The 13,710-nt window shown below is 73.3% G+C and carries 13 protein-coding genes and 1 pseudogene; 5 read left to right on the top strand and 9 right to left on the bottom strand.

Annotation, left to right across the window (positions count from 1 at the left end):
- Positions 1-15: 15 nt before the first annotated feature.
- Positions 16-492: a rhodanese-like domain-containing protein gene (locus MQN93_RS36035; protein WP_016434009.1), complete on the bottom strand. Its 477-nt coding sequence runs from the start codon at positions 490-492 to the stop codon at positions 16-18.
- Positions 493-586: 94 nt separating this feature from the next.
- Here MQN93_RS36035 and MQN93_RS36040 point away from each other — a divergent pair, with 94 nt between their 5' ends.
- Entirely contained in the window at positions 587-1,033 is a 447-nt protein-coding gene (locus tag MQN93_RS36040; protein ID WP_016434010.1) for an Lrp/AsnC family transcriptional regulator, read from the top strand.
- 21 nt (positions 1,034-1,054) lie between these two features.
- Here the strand turns inward: MQN93_RS36040 and MQN93_RS36045 are convergent, their stop codons facing one another.
- From MQN93_RS36045 to MQN93_RS36065, 5 genes are all read right to left on the bottom strand, one after another.
- Entirely contained in the window at positions 1,055-4,051 is a 2,997-nt protein-coding gene (locus MQN93_RS36045) for an AAA family ATPase (RefSeq protein ID WP_242712847.1), read from the bottom strand.
- Positions 4,048-5,211, bottom strand: a complete 1,164-nt coding sequence (locus tag MQN93_RS36050) for an exonuclease SbcCD subunit D (protein WP_242712848.1) — start codon at positions 5,209-5,211, stop codon at positions 4,048-4,050. The genes MQN93_RS36045 and MQN93_RS36050 overlap by 4 nt, the downstream gene beginning before the upstream one ends.
- Before the next feature lie 139 nt (positions 5,212-5,350).
- The gene (locus tag MQN93_RS36055) at positions 5,351-5,977 is read right to left on the bottom strand and encodes a YigZ family protein (RefSeq protein ID WP_242712849.1); all 627 of its coding nucleotides are present in this window, start codon (positions 5,975-5,977) and stop codon (positions 5,351-5,353) included.
- 94 nt (positions 5,978-6,071) lie between these two features.
- Positions 6,072-6,623: a SixA phosphatase family protein gene (locus MQN93_RS36060; RefSeq protein WP_242712850.1), complete on the bottom strand. Its 552-nt coding sequence runs from the start codon at positions 6,621-6,623 to the stop codon at positions 6,072-6,074.
- Entirely contained in the window at positions 6,620-7,384 is a 765-nt protein-coding gene (locus MQN93_RS36065; RefSeq protein ID WP_242712851.1) for a hypothetical protein, read from the bottom strand. Before MQN93_RS36065 ends, MQN93_RS36060 begins: the two co-directional genes overlap by 4 nt.
- Before the next feature lie 133 nt (positions 7,385-7,517).
- On the opposite strand from MQN93_RS36065, the gene MQN93_RS36070 reads away from it, so the two are divergent.
- The 3 genes from MQN93_RS36070 to MQN93_RS36080 all read left to right on the top strand — a co-directional run bounded on the left by MQN93_RS36070 (position 7,518) and on the right by MQN93_RS36080 (position 11,000).
- Positions 7,518-7,925 (top strand): CoA-binding protein, encoded by a 408-nt coding sequence (locus MQN93_RS36070; RefSeq protein WP_242712875.1) that lies wholly within the window; start codon positions 7,518-7,520, stop codon positions 7,923-7,925.
- 193 nt (positions 7,926-8,118) lie between these two features.
- Positions 8,119-9,756, top strand: a complete 1,638-nt coding sequence (locus MQN93_RS36075; protein ID WP_242712852.1) for an APC family permease — start codon at positions 8,119-8,121, stop codon at positions 9,754-9,756.
- 23 nt (positions 9,757-9,779) lie between these two features.
- The gene (locus MQN93_RS36080) at positions 9,780-11,000 is read left to right on the top strand and encodes a 4-hydroxybenzoate 3-monooxygenase (RefSeq protein WP_037781562.1); all 1,221 of its coding nucleotides are present in this window, start codon (positions 9,780-9,782) and stop codon (positions 10,998-11,000) included.
- Positions 11,001-11,044: 44 nt separating this feature from the next.
- Here MQN93_RS36080 and MQN93_RS36085 read toward each other — a convergent pair whose 3' ends face one another.
- Positions 11,045-11,413, bottom strand: coding sequence for an ArsR/SmtB family transcription factor (locus tag MQN93_RS36085; RefSeq protein WP_242712853.1), 369 nt, complete (start codon positions 11,411-11,413; stop codon positions 11,045-11,047).
- Positions 11,414-11,474: 61 nt separating this feature from the next.
- Here MQN93_RS36085 and MQN93_RS36090 point away from each other — a divergent pair.
- Positions 11,475-12,514: pseudogene (locus MQN93_RS36090) on the top strand (cation diffusion facilitator family transporter).
- A gap of 22 nt (positions 12,515-12,536) precedes the next feature.
- On the opposite strand, the gene MQN93_RS36095 reads toward MQN93_RS36090, so the two are convergent.
- A complete protein-coding gene (locus MQN93_RS36095; protein WP_242712854.1) occupies positions 12,537-13,091 on the bottom strand; it encodes a YbaK/EbsC family protein in 555 nt (184 codons plus the stop codon).
- A gap of 32 nt (positions 13,092-13,123) precedes the next feature.
- On the bottom strand, positions 13,124-13,696 hold the full coding sequence (locus MQN93_RS36100; RefSeq protein ID WP_016434022.1) for a helix-turn-helix domain-containing protein: 573 nt from the start codon (positions 13,694-13,696) through the stop codon (positions 13,124-13,126).
- Positions 13,697-13,710: the final 14 nt, after the last annotated feature.

Consider the following 13,710-nt stretch of genomic DNA (forward strand, 5'->3'; position numbering starts at 1 on the left):
CACTCCGCTCCCGTCTCAACAGCCGCAGTCGTCCCCTTGCCTCGGCGCCGTCAGCGGGTCGGCTGCGCGGCGTTCGCGGCCCTCCCAGGTCTCGAACTCGAAGCCCTCGCGCGCCCAGTACTCGAAGCCGCCGAGCAACTCCTTGACCTGGTAGCCGAGTTCGGCGAGGGCGAGCGCCGCCCGGGTCGCGCCGTTGCAGCCGGGACCCCAGCAGTAGGTGACCACCGGCACGGCCCTGTCGAGGAGTCGAGCGGCCTGTCCGGGGATGAGCGCGGTGGGCAGATGGACCGCGCCGGGGATGTGGCCCTGGTCCCAGGCCTCGGTGGAGCGGGAGTCCAGGACGACGAAGCCGGGGTCGCCGCCGGCCGCGAGCGCGGCGGCGACGTCCGAGACGTCGGCGTGGAAGGCGAGGCTCGCGCGGAAGTGAGCGGCTGCCTCGGCCGGAGCGGCGGGCGCCACCCGCAGAACGGGGTTCTCGGTGTCAGTGATCATGACCGTGAATCTATGCCGGTCGTACGGCCGCCTGAAGCGGCGATCCCCGGCCTTCCCCTTGTTCCGCCGGGGATTTCCCTGCTATCTATCCCTGATGACCGCGTATTCCCCGGACGCCACCGACTGGCGCATTCTCGATGTCCTCCAGCGCGAGGGCCGCGCCAGCTTCGCGGAGCTGGCGCGTGCCGTCTCCATGTCGCCGAGCGCGGTCACCGAACGGGTGCGCCGCCTGGAGGAGGCGGGCGTCATCCAGGGCTACGCCGCCGTCGTCGACCCCGACCGGCTGGGGCTGCCGATCCTGGCGTTCGTACGGCTGCGGTATCCGACCGGCAACTACAAGCCCTTCCACGACCTGGTCGCCGTGACGCCCGAGATCCTGGAGGCCCACCATGTGACGGGCGACGACTGCTTCGTCATCAAGGTCGCCGCGCGCACGATGCGCCATCTGGAAGAGGTGGCGGGCCGGATCGGCGCGCTCGGCTCGGTGACCACGAGCGTCGTCTACTCCTCCCCGCTGCCCCGGCGGCCCCTCGGCCACTGACCCGGCCGCCGCCCGGCAGCGCTACCGAGCCCCCCGCTGCCGCAGCACGGACCCGGATCTGCCCTTCACGACCTCCAGCTGCGCGTGGATCCGCCGCCGCAGGTCAGGGACGTGGCTGACGATGCCGACGCTGCGGTCCCGCTCGCGCAGGGAGTCGAGCACGTCGAGGACCTCGTCGAGGGTCTGCTCGTCGAGGCTGCCGAAGCCCTCGTCGATGAAGAGGGTGTCCAAACGGACTCCGCCGGCCTCGTCGGTGACGACGTCCGCGAGGCCGAGGGCGAGCGCCAGCGAGGCGAAGAAGGTCTCACCGCCCGACAGCGTCGCCGTGTCCCGCTCCCGTCCGGTCCAGGCGTCGACCACATGCAGTCCGAGGCCGCTGCGGCCGCGTCCGCTGCGGTCGTCGGAGTGGACCAGGGTGTACCGGCCGGACGACATGCGCTGCAGCCGCACGGTCGCCGCGGCGGCCACCTGTTCCAGGCGTGCCGCAAGGACGTAGGACTCGAGGCGCATCTTGCGCTCGTTGTCCGCGGAGGTGCCCGCGGCGAGCGTGGCCAGGCGCGCCACCCGGTCGTACTCCTCGCGCAGCGGGGCGAGGCGCCGTACGCCCGCGGCCGAGCGGGCCGAGAGCCGGTCGAGCTCGCCGCAGCGGCGGGCGGCCGCGTCGCGGGCGGAGGCGGCCTCGCGCAGGCGCTGGGAGGCGAGCGCCGCGGCCCGATCCGCGGCGTCGAGGTCGGCTGGCGGAAGCTGGGCGGCGGCAGCGGTGTCGGTCTCGGCGAGGACGGCGCGCACGGCGGCCTCCTCCGACTGCCAGGCGTCCAGGCGGTGTTGCAGTTCGCGGTGGGCGTCGTCGTCCAGGAGTGCGGCCGCCGCGGCCTGCGGGGTCTCGAAGCCGGCCCGGAAGGCGGCGTCGGCGAGCCGGGCGTCGGCGTCCTTCAGCCGCTGGGCGGTGTCCTCGGCGATGCGCGCGGTGTCGGCGGCCTCGGTGAGCAGTGCGACCTGGCGCTCCAGCTGCGCGGCCCGCGCGGCGACGCTCTCGGCCGCGCCGCGCGCCTGCGTCAACTCCTCTTCCAGATCGGTCCGTTCGCGGTCCAGCCGGTCCCGGTGGCCGACCCGCGAGGCGGCTCTGACCGCGGCCTGCTGCCGTATCGCGATCCGGCGCTCATGCTCCTGCTCCGCCCGGCGCTGCTCCTCGTGCGCGGCGTGCAGCTCACCGGCGGCGGTGCGGGCCCGGCCGTACTCCCGCTCCAGTTCCTCGACCTCTTCGGCGAGCCGGGCCGTGGGGGTGTCGCCGGCCTCCGCGGTGGCGGCGGCCAGGGCTTCCCGTACGAGACCGAGGCGCTGCTCCTCCTCGGCGCGCTGTTCGTCGGCGCGCTGGTAGGCGGCGAGGGCGCGCTCCTCCGCCTCCCGGTCGACGTGTCCGGCGACCTTGCGCGCGGGCGCGGGGTGCTCGGTTGCTCCGCAGACGGCGCACGGCTCGCCGTCGGTGAGGTTCGCGGCCAGCTCGGCCGCGATGCCGCTCAGCCGCTGTTCCTTGAGGTCGAGCCAGTGGGCACGGGCCTCGGTGGCGTGCTCACGGGCGGCGAGGACGCGGGCCTGGGCGTCCTCGGTGTCGTGGGCGAACTGGTCGCGCTGTCGGGCCGCGCCGAGCCTGCGCCGCGCGGGCTCGCGTTGCACGGACAACTGCTCGGCCCTGGTCGCGGCCTCCTGCGCGGACTCGATGCGGGCCTGCAGGCCGGCGCGGGTCGTCTCCCAGTCCGCGAGCCAGGCCTCGGCCTCCTGCAGCACGTCCTCGTCGGCGCGCTCCTGGCGGTCCAGGTCGGCGCGCTCCGCGACGAGTTCGGCCAGGCGCTGTTCGGCACGGCGGGCGGACTCCAGGCCGCCCAGCTCCTCCGCGGTGCGGCGGGCCGCGGCCGCGAGACCGCCCGCGCCGGCGTCCGCGAACGACGCGGGCAGCAGGGCACGCGCGCGTGCCTCGGCGTCGGCCGCCCGGCGGTGTTCGAGGTCCGCGGCCTCCCTGAGGTCCAGGGCGGGGGCGACCGTCTCGGCCTTGCGGGAGCGCTCCATGCGCGCCTGGGCGTCCCGGTGCGCCTCGGCCCGCTGCTCCAGCCGGGCGGCGCGCTCCCGGGCCTCGGCGAACCGCCGCTGCAGCCGGGCCACTTCGCGTACGTCGTCCAGCGTCCGTTCGGCCGCTGCCTGGGCGGACTCGGCGGCGGCGAGCCGGCAGTGGGCGATGGTCAGCTGTTCGCGGGCGGTGCTGCGGGCGACGGCCGCGGCGGCTATGACGGCCTCGGCGAGACCGGGCTCCCCGGGGGTCAGCTCCGGCAGGTCCAGGGCGCCGTCCGCCGCCTGCTGCATGCGGTGCGCGTCGGCGAGCAGGGCGGCGTCGCCGTCGCGGACCTGCGCCTCGGCGGCGCGCCTGCGCTCGGCCAGGCACTTCTCGACCTCGGCGAAGCGGTGCGTGTCGAACAGGCGGCCCAGCAGCTTGCCGCGGGCCTCGGCGTCGGCGCGCAGGAAGCGCGCGAAGTCGCCCTGGGGCAGCAGCACGACCTGGCAGAACTGCTCGCGGCTCATCCCGAGCAGCTGGGTGATCTCCTCGCCGATCTCCTGGTGCGAGCGGCTGAGGTCCTTCCAGGCACCGGCCTTCGCGTCGTACTCGCGCAGCCAGCTCTGTGCCTTGTCAACAGTGGTCCCCGGACGCCCCTTCTTCTTGGGACGCTCCCAGGGCGGCTGCCGGGTGATCTCCAACCGGCGTCCGGCGACGGTCAGTTCGAGGCTCACCTCCGTGCGCGTGCCGGCCGCGGCGTGGTCGCTGCGCAGGGCGAGGCCCTGGCCGCTCTGGCGGGCGCCGGGGACGGCGCCGTACAGGGCGTAGCACACGGCGTCCAGGACGGAGGTCTTGCCGGCGCCGGTCGGCCCGTGCAGCAGGAACAGTCCCGCCGCGGACAATTCGGCGAAGTCGACGCTCTGAGAGCCGCCGAACGGCCCGAACGCCGTGATGTCCAGCCGGTGCAGCCTCATCGCGCCACCTCCCGCACGGCCTCGTCCGCGCGCACCGCGTCGAACGCGTCCCGCAGCACGGCACGTTCGCGCTCGTCGGGCCCGGCGCCGCGCACATGGGCGACGAAGTCCTCCGCGATCTCCTGGTCGCTGCGGTCCGCGAGCCGACGCGCGTACGACACGTCGGGGTCGCCGGGTGCCCGCTCGGGGTCGAAGACCAGGCTCAGGGTGTGCGGGAAGCGCTCGGTGAGCCGGGCCATGGGGTCGGCCGGGCGGACCGGGTCGGTGAGGGTGGCCTCGATCCAGGCCTCCTCGTGCCGGGTCAGCCCCGGATCGGCCAGCAGCTCCTCCAGCGTGCCGCGGATGCGGGCCAGCGCGCGCGGCACCGGGCAGTCGACGCGCTCGGCGCCGACGGCTCCGTCGGCGCCGAGGTCGACGAGCCACATGGTCTTGCGGTGCTCGGCCTCCGAGAAGGAGTACGCCAGCGGGGAGCCGGAGTAGCGCACGCGCTCGGTGATCGTCTGGCAGCCGTGCAGATGACCGAGCGCCACGTAGTCCACGCCGTCGAAGACGCCCGCGGGCACGGAGGCGACCCCGCCGACGGTGATGTCCCGCTCGCTGTCGCTGGCCTCGCCGCCGGTGACGAAGGCGTGCGCGAGGACGACGGAGCGGGTGCCGGGCGCACGGGTGGCGAGGTCGGCGCGGACCCGGTCCATGGCGGCGGCGAGCACCGCCTCGTGTCCCGCCTTCTCCACCCCGAACTCGTCCTTGACCAGGGCCGGTTCGAGATACGGCAGTCCGTAGAAGGCCACCTCTCCGTGGCGGTCGGAGAGCACCACCGGTGTGCCGGACGCCGAGGGCTCGGTGCGCAGGTGGATGCCCACGCGGTCGATGAGGCCGGCACCCACGCCGAGTCGGCGGGCCGAGTCGTGGTTCCCGGAGATCATGACCGTGGGCACGCCGAGGTCGGCGAGGCGGTGCAGGGCGTCGTCGTAGAGCTCGACGGCGGCCAGCGGGGGCACCGCGCGGTCGTACACGTCCCCCGACACGACCACCGCGTCCACGCCGCGCTCGCGCACGGTCATGACGAGGTGACCGATGAACTCGGCCTGGGCACCGAGCATGTTCACCCGGTGGAACGCCCGGCCGAGATGCCAGTCGGAAGTGTGCAGCAGTCTCATGATCCCCGACCCTAACGGCCGGGTCTGACATCACGGGCGGTTACTCCCGTATCGGCCCGTCATGGGCCGTCATGGGCCGCCCCACGCCTGCCCGTTACGTCCGTTTCATGCGGAACGTCAGAAGTCCTCCCACGGAACATCAGGCGTCGCCGTAGGCCTCCCCGCCCAGTTCGAACGCGGCGGTCCCGGCGGTCGCGTCGGCGAGCCAGGACCGGAAGGCGTCCACGTCGGCGTCCGGCAGGCCGATCTCGATGGTGACCGCCTCCCCGTAGCGGACGTCGCGCACCTCGCGTCCCGTGGAGCGCAGGTCGTTCTCGACCTTGCCGGCGCGCTGGTGGTCGACGGTCACGGTGGCCAGCCGGAACCGGCGGCGGGTGAGCGTGCCGACGGCGTCCAGGGCCTCGCCGACCGCGCCGCCGTAGGCCCGGATGAGGCCGCCCGCGCCGAGTTTGACCCCGCCGAAGTAGCGGGTGACGACGGCGACGACGTAGCGCATGTCGCGGCGCAGCAGCATCTGGAGCATGGGCACGCCCGCGGTGCCGCCCGGTTCGCCGTCGTCGCTCGCCTTCTGGATCGAGGCGTCGGCGCCGACGACGTAGGCCCAGCAGTTGTGAGTGGCGTCCGCGTGCTCCTTGCGCACCGCGGCGATGAAGTCCTGGGCCTCCTGCTCAGTGGCCGCCGGCGCGAGTGCGCACAGGAAGCGCGAGCGGTTGACCTCGGTCTCGTGCACGCCCGCGTGGGCCACCGTGCGGTACTCGTCCTGCATCCGGCCAGCCTAGTCCGTGGTCAACGGCGTCCCTGCGGGGAGGACGGGCGGCCTTCGGCCGGTGGGCGCCGGGCGGGGCGCAGTCGGGCCACGCTCATGTGCCGCCGCCCTTCCTGCCCCGTGCCACGATCATGTTCGTCAGGAGTGCGGTGGCCGGGGCGAGGGTGTCCCAGGTGAACCCGTGCCAGGCCAGTACCGCGATCGCCGAGGTGGGGAACTTGGTGCGCACCTCCTCGATCGCGTCGTCGAGGCCGTCCCCGGCCAGTTCGAGGACGAGGTCCTCCAGGCCGGGGTTGTGCCCGACCAGCAGCAGCGTCTCGACCTCGGGCGGCACCTCGTGCACGACACCGAGCAGTTCGCCCGCGTCGGCGCCGTAGAGCCGGGGGTCGTGGCGCACCGGCGGCGGTGTGCCCCACTCGGCCGAGGCGAGCTCCCAGGTCTGGAAGGCGCGGACGGCGGTGGAGCACAGCGCGAGGTCCGGCAGGCAGTCGGCCTCGGCGAGCGCCCGGCCGGCGGCGGGTGCGTCCCGGATGCCGCGCGGCGCCAGGGGGCGCTGATGGTCGTCGACGCCCTCCGGGCGGGCCGACTTGGCGTGCCGCAGCACCACCAGGCGGCGCAGCGGGCCCGCCCCCGCGCGCGCGATCACGCCAGGGTTCCGAGCTCGCGGGTGAGATCGACGCCGAGCAGCCGGTCGGCATAGGCGTACGTCTCGAAGCGGGCGCCGTCCGGCAGCTCGTCCTCTGCCTCGACCCAGGTCAGCACGTCGAGCACGGCGGGTACGTCCAAGTCGTCCTCCCACGCGCTGCGCAGGCGTGCGCGCGCCTCGTCGGGAATGGGCCGCGACGGGCGCTGCGCCCAGGCGGCGACCGCACGGCGCCAGCGTACGAGGGTGGCCCGCGCCTCATCCAGGGCGGCCGCGTCGAGCGTCACCGGCAGGTCGCGGCGCCGGGAGAGCAGGGCCAGGCGCAGCGCGGTCGGGTCGACGCCCTCCGGGATGCCGGGCTCCTCGGAGTGGACGGGAGCGACGGCGATCCGCACGCCGTCGGGTCGCGCGCCGCCCTCCGCCACGACATGGAGGATCTGCGCCTCGCCCAGGCCGGAGCCGACGTCCCGCCGGTCCTCGAAGGGCCGGATGCCCAGCGCGGCCACCCCGGCGCGCAGTTGCGGGTGCTCCCGTTCGGCGTTCAGCACCGCCCACACGGGAGTGCCGCCCAGTTCCAGGGCGCGCAGCAGGACATCGGCGACCAGCACGACCCGCAGGGAACCGGCACCGAAGCCCGGCACATGGGCTTCGACCCTGGTCAGTCCGCGGCGGGCCGGGGCGGCTTCGACGGGCTCGCCGGTTCGGGCGTCGGTGATGCGCAGCACGGGGTGAGCGTAGGCGCGGGGGCGGCCTCGCGCAGGCATCCGGCGCGAATTCCGGACAAGGTGGCGGGATTCAACAGCCGGACCGGGACGGGAATCATCGCCCGGCACGGGCCGTTGAGGGACTGAACAGCAGATGTTCCAGGCACAGGACGCAGGGCTCAGGGAGGCACCGGTGTACGGCGACGAGGCGACGGTCCGCAAGATCCTGACCGAGTCCGGCGACACCTGGGCGGTGGTGGGCCTGTCGTCGAACGAGCGGCGTGCCGCCTACGGCGTCGCGAAGGTGCTGCAGCGCTTCGGCAAGCGCGTCGTGCCGGTGCACCCCAAGGCGGAGACGGTCCACGGCGAGAAGGGCTACGCGTCTCTCGCGGACATCCCCTTCGACGTCGACGTCGTCGATGTCTTCGTCAACAGCGACCTGGCCGGACCGATCGCCGACGAGGCGGTGGCCAAGGGCGCGCGGGCCGTCTGGTTCCAGCTCGGCGTGATCGACGAGGCGGCGTACGACCGCACGCGCGCGGCGGGTCTCGACATGGTGATGGACCGCTGCCCCGCGATCGAGATACCGCGCCTGGGCTGACCGTCCTTGTGGTCCTGCCACAGAACCCTTCTCTGTGAGCCTGCTACAGAACTTTTGATGGCCTGTACACGAACCACCCGTGACCTGGTCAAGACTTCGCAAGTGGCCTTCTGCGCCGCGCTCACTGATACCTAATCTGCGACCTCACACCCACTGAAACAGGTTATTCAAACGGTGAGAGGTCGCCAAGAAAATGGTGAGCACTGAGCAGACCCCCGTGCGGGAGGCCAGAGGTCCCAGCGACCTCAGGCGGGACGTCGGACTGATCGGTCTGATGTGGGCCTCCGTGGGTTCGATCATCGGCTCCGGCTGGCTCTACGGCGCCGAGAAGGCGGTCGTTGCCGCGGGTCCGGCGGCGATCATCTCGTGGGTGATCGGCGCGGTGGCCATCGTCCTGCTGGCGCTGGTCCACGCCGAACTGGGCGGCATGTTCCCGGTCGCCGGCGGCACGGCACGCTATCCGCACTACGCCTTCGGCGGTCTGGCCGGACTGTCCTTCGGCTGGTTCTCCTGGCTGCAGGCGGCGACCGTGGCGCCGATCGAGGTCGAGGCGATGATCGGCTACGCCGGCCACTGGAGCTGGGCGCAGGGCCTGCAGCACAAGGACCAGACCCTGACGCCGTCCGGTCTGCTCACCGCCGTCGTGCTCATGGCGGTCTTCGTCGCCGTCAACTTCTTCGGCGTACGGGCCCTTGCGCACACCAACAGCGCCGCGACCTGGTGGAAGATCGCCGTCCCGCTGGGCGCGATCTTCGTCATCGCGGTGGGCAACTTCCACCCGGCCAACTTCCACTCCGAGGGCTTCGCCCCGTTCGGCGCGAAGGGCGTGCTCAGCGCCATCAGCGAGAGCGGCATCATCTTCGCCCTGCTGGGCTTCGAGCAGGCCATCCAGCTGGCGGGCGAGAGCCGCAACCCCAGGCGGGACCTGCCGCGGGCGACCCTCGGTTCCGTCGCGATCGGCGCGGTCATCTACGTCGCCCTCCAGGTGGTGTTCATCGCCGCGCTGCCGCACAGCGCCTTCGCCAAGGGCTGGGCCCACCTCGACTACCCGGGCATCAGCGGCCCCTGGGCGGGCCTCGCCACGGTCGTGGGCCTGGGCTGGCTCGCCGTCATCCTGTACGCCGACGCCGTGATCTCCCCGGGCGGCACCGGCCTGATCTACACCACCGCGACCTCCCGCGTCTCCTACGGCCTGGCCAAGAACGGCTACGCGCCGAAGCTCCTCACCCGCACCGACCGCCGCGGCGTGCCGTGGTTCGGCCTGATCGTCTCCTTCATGACCGGCGTGGTCTGCTTCCTGCCCTTCCCGAGCTGGCAGGAACTGGTCGGCTTCATCACCTCGGCGAGCGTCCTGATGTACGCGGGCGCCCCACTGGCGTACGGCGTCTTCGCGCAGCGGCTGCCGGGCCACGAGCGCCCGTACCGGCTGCCCGCCGGCCGGGTCGTCGCCCCGCTGTCCTTCGTGGTGGCCAACCTGATCATCTACTGGTCCGGCTGGGACACCCTGTGGCGGCTCGGCGTCGCGGTCGTCCTCGGCTATCTGCTGCTGGGCGGCTACGCCTGGTGGGCCAACGCCACCCACCAGCCCGACGCCCCGCGGATGGACTTCAGGGCCGCCCAGTGGCTGCCGGTCTATCTGCTCGGCATGGGCGTCATCTCCGCGCAGGGCAGCTTCGGCGGCACCGGCAACATCGGCCTGTGGTGGGACATCCTCGTCGTCGCCGCCTTCTCGCTGGTCATCTACTACTGGGCCCGGGCGACCGCCCCACGGCCGGAGGAGATCGAGCGCAGCATCGAGGAGGTCGTGGTCACCGACGCTCCCGCGCACTGACGGGTCACCGTCATAATGCTCGGGTGACTTCGACGCCCGCACCGCCCAACTCACCTGCCCGGCCCCGCTTTCCGGTCGTGATCGTGGGGGCGGGCCCCGCCGGCCTCACCATCGGGAACATCCTGCGTGCCGCCTCGATCGACTGCCTGGTCCTCGAGGTCGAGACGCGCGAGTTCATCGAGCGGCGCCCACGAGCCGGCGTCATCGAGGAGTGGGCCGTCCGCGGACTGGAGGAGCGGGGTCTGGCCGCCAACCTGCTGCAACGTGCGGAGCTGCACACCCAGTGCGAGTTCCGCGTCGAGCGGGAGCGGCACCGTTTCTCCTACACCGAGCTGACGGGGCATCACCATTTCGTCTACCCGCAGCCGTTGCTGGTGACGGACCTCGTGCGCGAGTACGCCGACGTGCGCGGCGGAGCCATCCGCTTCGGGGTGCGCGACGTCCAGCTGCACGGCATGGACTCCGACCGTCCCACGGTGTCGTACACCGACCCGGTCAGCGGGCAACGCGAGCTCGTGCACTGCGAGTTCGTGCTCGGCTGCGACGGTGCGCGCGGGGTGACCCGCAGCGTGCTGCCGCCGCAGGCCGGGATCGCGCGGCAGGACTACGGCATCGGCTGGCTGGCGCTGCTCGCCGAGGCGCCGCCGTCCAGCGACTGCGTGGTCTTCGGTATCCATCCGCGCGGCTTCGCCGGGCACATGCCCCGCAGCCCCGAGGTCACCCGCTACTACCTGGAGTGCCCGCCCGGCGACGACCCGGAGAACTGGTCGCACGAGCGGGTCTGGACCGAGCTGCAGGAGCGGCTCGCGGCGGCCGACCGCCCGCCGCTCACCGAGGGACGGCTGATCGAGAAGCGCGTCCTCGACATGCACAACTACGTCGTCGAACCCATGGTGTTCGGCCGGCTCTTCCTGGCCGGGGACGCCGCCCATCTGACCGCCCCGATCGCCGCCAAGGGCATGAACCTCGCCCTGCACGACGCGTTCCTGCTCGGCGACGGTCTGGTCGCCCACCTCACCAAGGGCGACAGCAGCGGCCTGGACGGCTACTCGGCGGCCTGCCTCGGCCGCGTATGGGACTACCAGGAGTTCTCGCAGTGGCTGTCGGACGTGTACCACGGCATGTCGTCGGGCGACGCCTACCGTGCGGGCACCACGTTGGCGCGGCTGCGCCGGCTCTTCGAATCCCCGGCGGCGGCCGCCTCGTTCGCGGAGCAGTACCTCGGCAAGAGCTCGGCGTCCTGACCGCACCGGCCCGGGCGTACGGCGGGCTCGGTCGTACGGCGGGCTCAGTCGTGCGGCGGGCGGTCGCTGAGGCGGTGGTCGGCGACGTTCAGGGCCTCGTCCACGAGGCGGCGCAGATGGCCGTCGCGCAGGGAGTAGACGACCCTGCGCCCCTCCTTGCGCGTTGCCACCAGGCCCGCGAGGCGCAGCCGGGCCAGATGCTGGCTGACCGCGGGGCGGGCCGCGCCGCAGGCCTCCGTGAGGGTGGTGACGTCGGCCTCGCCGCCGGTCAGGGCGTGCAGCAGGGCGAGCCGGGTGCGGTCGCCGAGGAGTGCGAGAAGTTCGGCGGCCAGCGCGAACTGCTCGTCGCCGGGGCTGCGGGGATGTGCCTCCTGCGCATCGTGTGCAGATGACAGGTGCATGCGTGCGCTCATACGCACATAATGACTCCGTGGGCCCGACACGTCCACTGCCGCGCACCGGAAGGGGACCCACGTGAGCGACCGGCACGAGCACCACGCACACCCGCATCGGCACCCCCACCACTCCCCCGGCCTGCGGCACCGCCTCGGCCACCTGTTCACCCCGCACTCCCACGAGAGCGCCGACAAGCTCGACTCCGCCCTGGAGTCCTCGGCCCGCGGCATGCGCGCACTGTGGGTCTCGCTCGCCGTCCTCGGCGCCACGGCGTGGTGCAGGCGGTCGTGGTCGCGGTGTCCGGCTCGGTGGCGCTGCTCGGCGACACCGTGCACAACGCCGCGGACGCGCTGACCGCCGTGCCGCTGGGCATCGCCTTCGTGCTCGGGCGGCGGGCGGCGACGCGGCGGTTCACCTACGGCTACGGGCGGGCGGAGGACCTCGCGGGGATCGCGATCGTGCTGACGATCGCCGGGTCGGCGGCGTTCGCCGCCTGGGCGGCGGTGGACCGGCTGCTCGATCCGCGTCCCGTCGCGCACGTCCCGGCCGTGGCGCTCGCCGCGCTGGTCGGGTTCGCCGGGAACGAGTGGGTGGCCCGGTACCGGATCCGGGTGGGCCGGCAGATCGGTTCGGCCGCGCTGGTCGCCGACGGTCTGCACGCCCGCACCGACGGATTCACCTCGCTGGCCGTGCTGTTGGGCGCCGGCGGCTCGGCCCTCGGATGGCAACTGGCCGACCCGCTGGTGGGGTTGGCGATCACCGCGGCGATCGTGCTGGTGCTGCGCGACGCGGCCCGTGAGGTGTTCCGGCGGGTGATGGACGCCGTCGACCCGGCACTGGTGGACGGCGCCGAGCGGGCGCTGCGCGCGGTGCCGGGCGTACGGGAGGTCGGCGAGCTGCGGCTGCGCTGGATCGGGCACCGGCTGCGGGCGGAGGTCGCGGTGGTGGTCGACGGCGAGGCGACCGTACGGGCCGCGCACGCGATCGCCGTCGAGGCCGAGCACGCCCTGCTGCACGCCGTGCCGAGGCTGACCGCGGCCCTGGTCCACGCCGACCCGGCCCCCGCGCCGGGCCAGGAGGACCCGCACCGGGTGCTGGCACATCACGCGGCGCACTAGGTTCCCGCGGCCCGGGCAGGCGTCAGACGCCCAGGCCCTCCAGGACCACCGCGCCCGGGAGTTCCGCGAAGGCCTTGCCGGGAACCAGGAGCTTGCCGCGGCGGCGGCCGCTGCCCACGAGGACGTGGGGGAGGTCGACGACGGCCGAGTCGACCAGGATCGGCCAGCCGGCCGGGAGTCCGATCGGGGTGATGCCGCCGTACTCCATGCCGGTCTCGCCGGTCGCGGTGTCCATGGACGCGAACGAGGCCTTGCGGGAGCCGAGTTGGCGGCGGACGACGCCGTTGACGTCGACCCGGGTGGTGGAGAGCGCGAGGCACGCGGCCAGGGTCGTCTCGCCGCCGCGCTTGCCGGCCACCACCACGCAGTTCGCCGACCGCTCCAGCAGTTCCTGTCCGTAGTGCTCCACGAAGACGGCGGTGTCGGCCCACTGCGGGTCGGTGTCGACGTAGACGATCTGGTCGGCGGGGATGCTGCCTGTCCAGTTCCGTACGGCGTCGGCGACGGGGGCCGTCAGTTCGTCGAGGGCGTCGGGGGCCGGGATCGCGATGTCGAAGTGTCCGATGGGTGCGCGCATGGCCGCACGCTAACAGGACGTCCTGAGCGGCCTCAGCGCACGGGCGGGACCGAGACCGCCATGACCATCTCCATCGGTTCGCCGCCCTCGTTGCCGTAGGTGTGCGGGGTGTCGGCCTCGAAGGACGCGCTGGCTCCGGCCGGGATGCGGTGCTTGACGCCGTCGACGGTGAGCGTCAGCTCCCCCGCCAGGACGTGCACCAGCTCGACCGTGCCGGTGGGGTGCGGATCGGACGGGCTGGCGTCCCCCGGCATGAGCCGCCAGTCCCACATCTCCAGCGGGCCGGGCGCCTCGGTGCCGGCCAGCAGCCGGTTGAAGCTGCCCGCCTCGGTGCTCCACAGCCGCACGGCCTGGTCGGCGGGGACGATACGGACCTGGGGGCCCTGTTCGTAGTCGAGCAGCGTGGTGATGCTGACCCCGAGCGCGTCGCCGATCTTCACGACCGTGCCGATGCTCGGGTTGGTGCGGGCCTGCTCGATCTGGATCAGCATGCCGCGGCTGACCCCGGCGCGGGCGGCGAGCGCGTCCAGGGTGAAGCCGCGGTCGTTGCGCCAGCGTTTGACGTTGCGCGCCAGGGACTGGGTCAGCAGGTCGAGGTCCGACACGTTCCGTCCAATGT

Origin of the sequence: Streptomyces spinosisporus (assembly GCF_022698145.1) — a bacterium.
Lineage (GTDB): Bacteria > Actinomycetota > Actinomycetes > Streptomycetales > Streptomycetaceae > Streptomyces > Streptomyces spinosisporus.

What these genes read in the sequence shown, in the direction of transcription:
- MQN93_RS36035 (WP_016434009.1), bottom strand. Translation starts at nt 492, where the DNA reads ATGATCACTGACACCGAGAACCCCGTTCTGCGGGTGGCGCCCGCCGCT.
- MQN93_RS36040 (WP_016434010.1), top strand. Translation starts at nt 587, where the DNA reads ATGACCGCGTATTCCCCGGACGCCACCGACTGGCGCATTCTCGATGTC.
- MQN93_RS36045 (WP_242712847.1), bottom strand. Translation starts at nt 4,051, where the DNA reads ATGAGGCTGCACCGGCTGGACATCACGGCGTTCGGGCCGTTCGGCGGC.
- MQN93_RS36050 (WP_242712848.1), bottom strand. Translation starts at nt 5,211, where the DNA reads ATGAGACTGCTGCACACTTCCGACTGGCATCTCGGCCGGGCGTTCCAC.
- MQN93_RS36055 (WP_242712849.1), bottom strand. Translation starts at nt 5,977, where the DNA reads ATGCAGGACGAGTACCGCACGGTGGCCCACGCGGGCGTGCACGAGACC.
- MQN93_RS36065 (WP_242712851.1), bottom strand. Translation starts at nt 7,384, where the DNA reads ATGCCTGCGCGAGGCCGCCCCCGCGCCTACGCTCACCCCGTGCTGCGC.
- MQN93_RS36075 (WP_242712852.1), top strand. Translation starts at nt 8,119, where the DNA reads ATGGTGAGCACTGAGCAGACCCCCGTGCGGGAGGCCAGAGGTCCCAGC.
- MQN93_RS36085 (WP_242712853.1), bottom strand. Translation starts at nt 11,413, where the DNA reads ATGAGCGCACGCATGCACCTGTCATCTGCACACGATGCGCAGGAGGCA.
- MQN93_RS36095 (WP_242712854.1), bottom strand. Translation starts at nt 13,091, where the DNA reads ATGCGCGCACCCATCGGACACTTCGACATCGCGATCCCGGCCCCCGAC.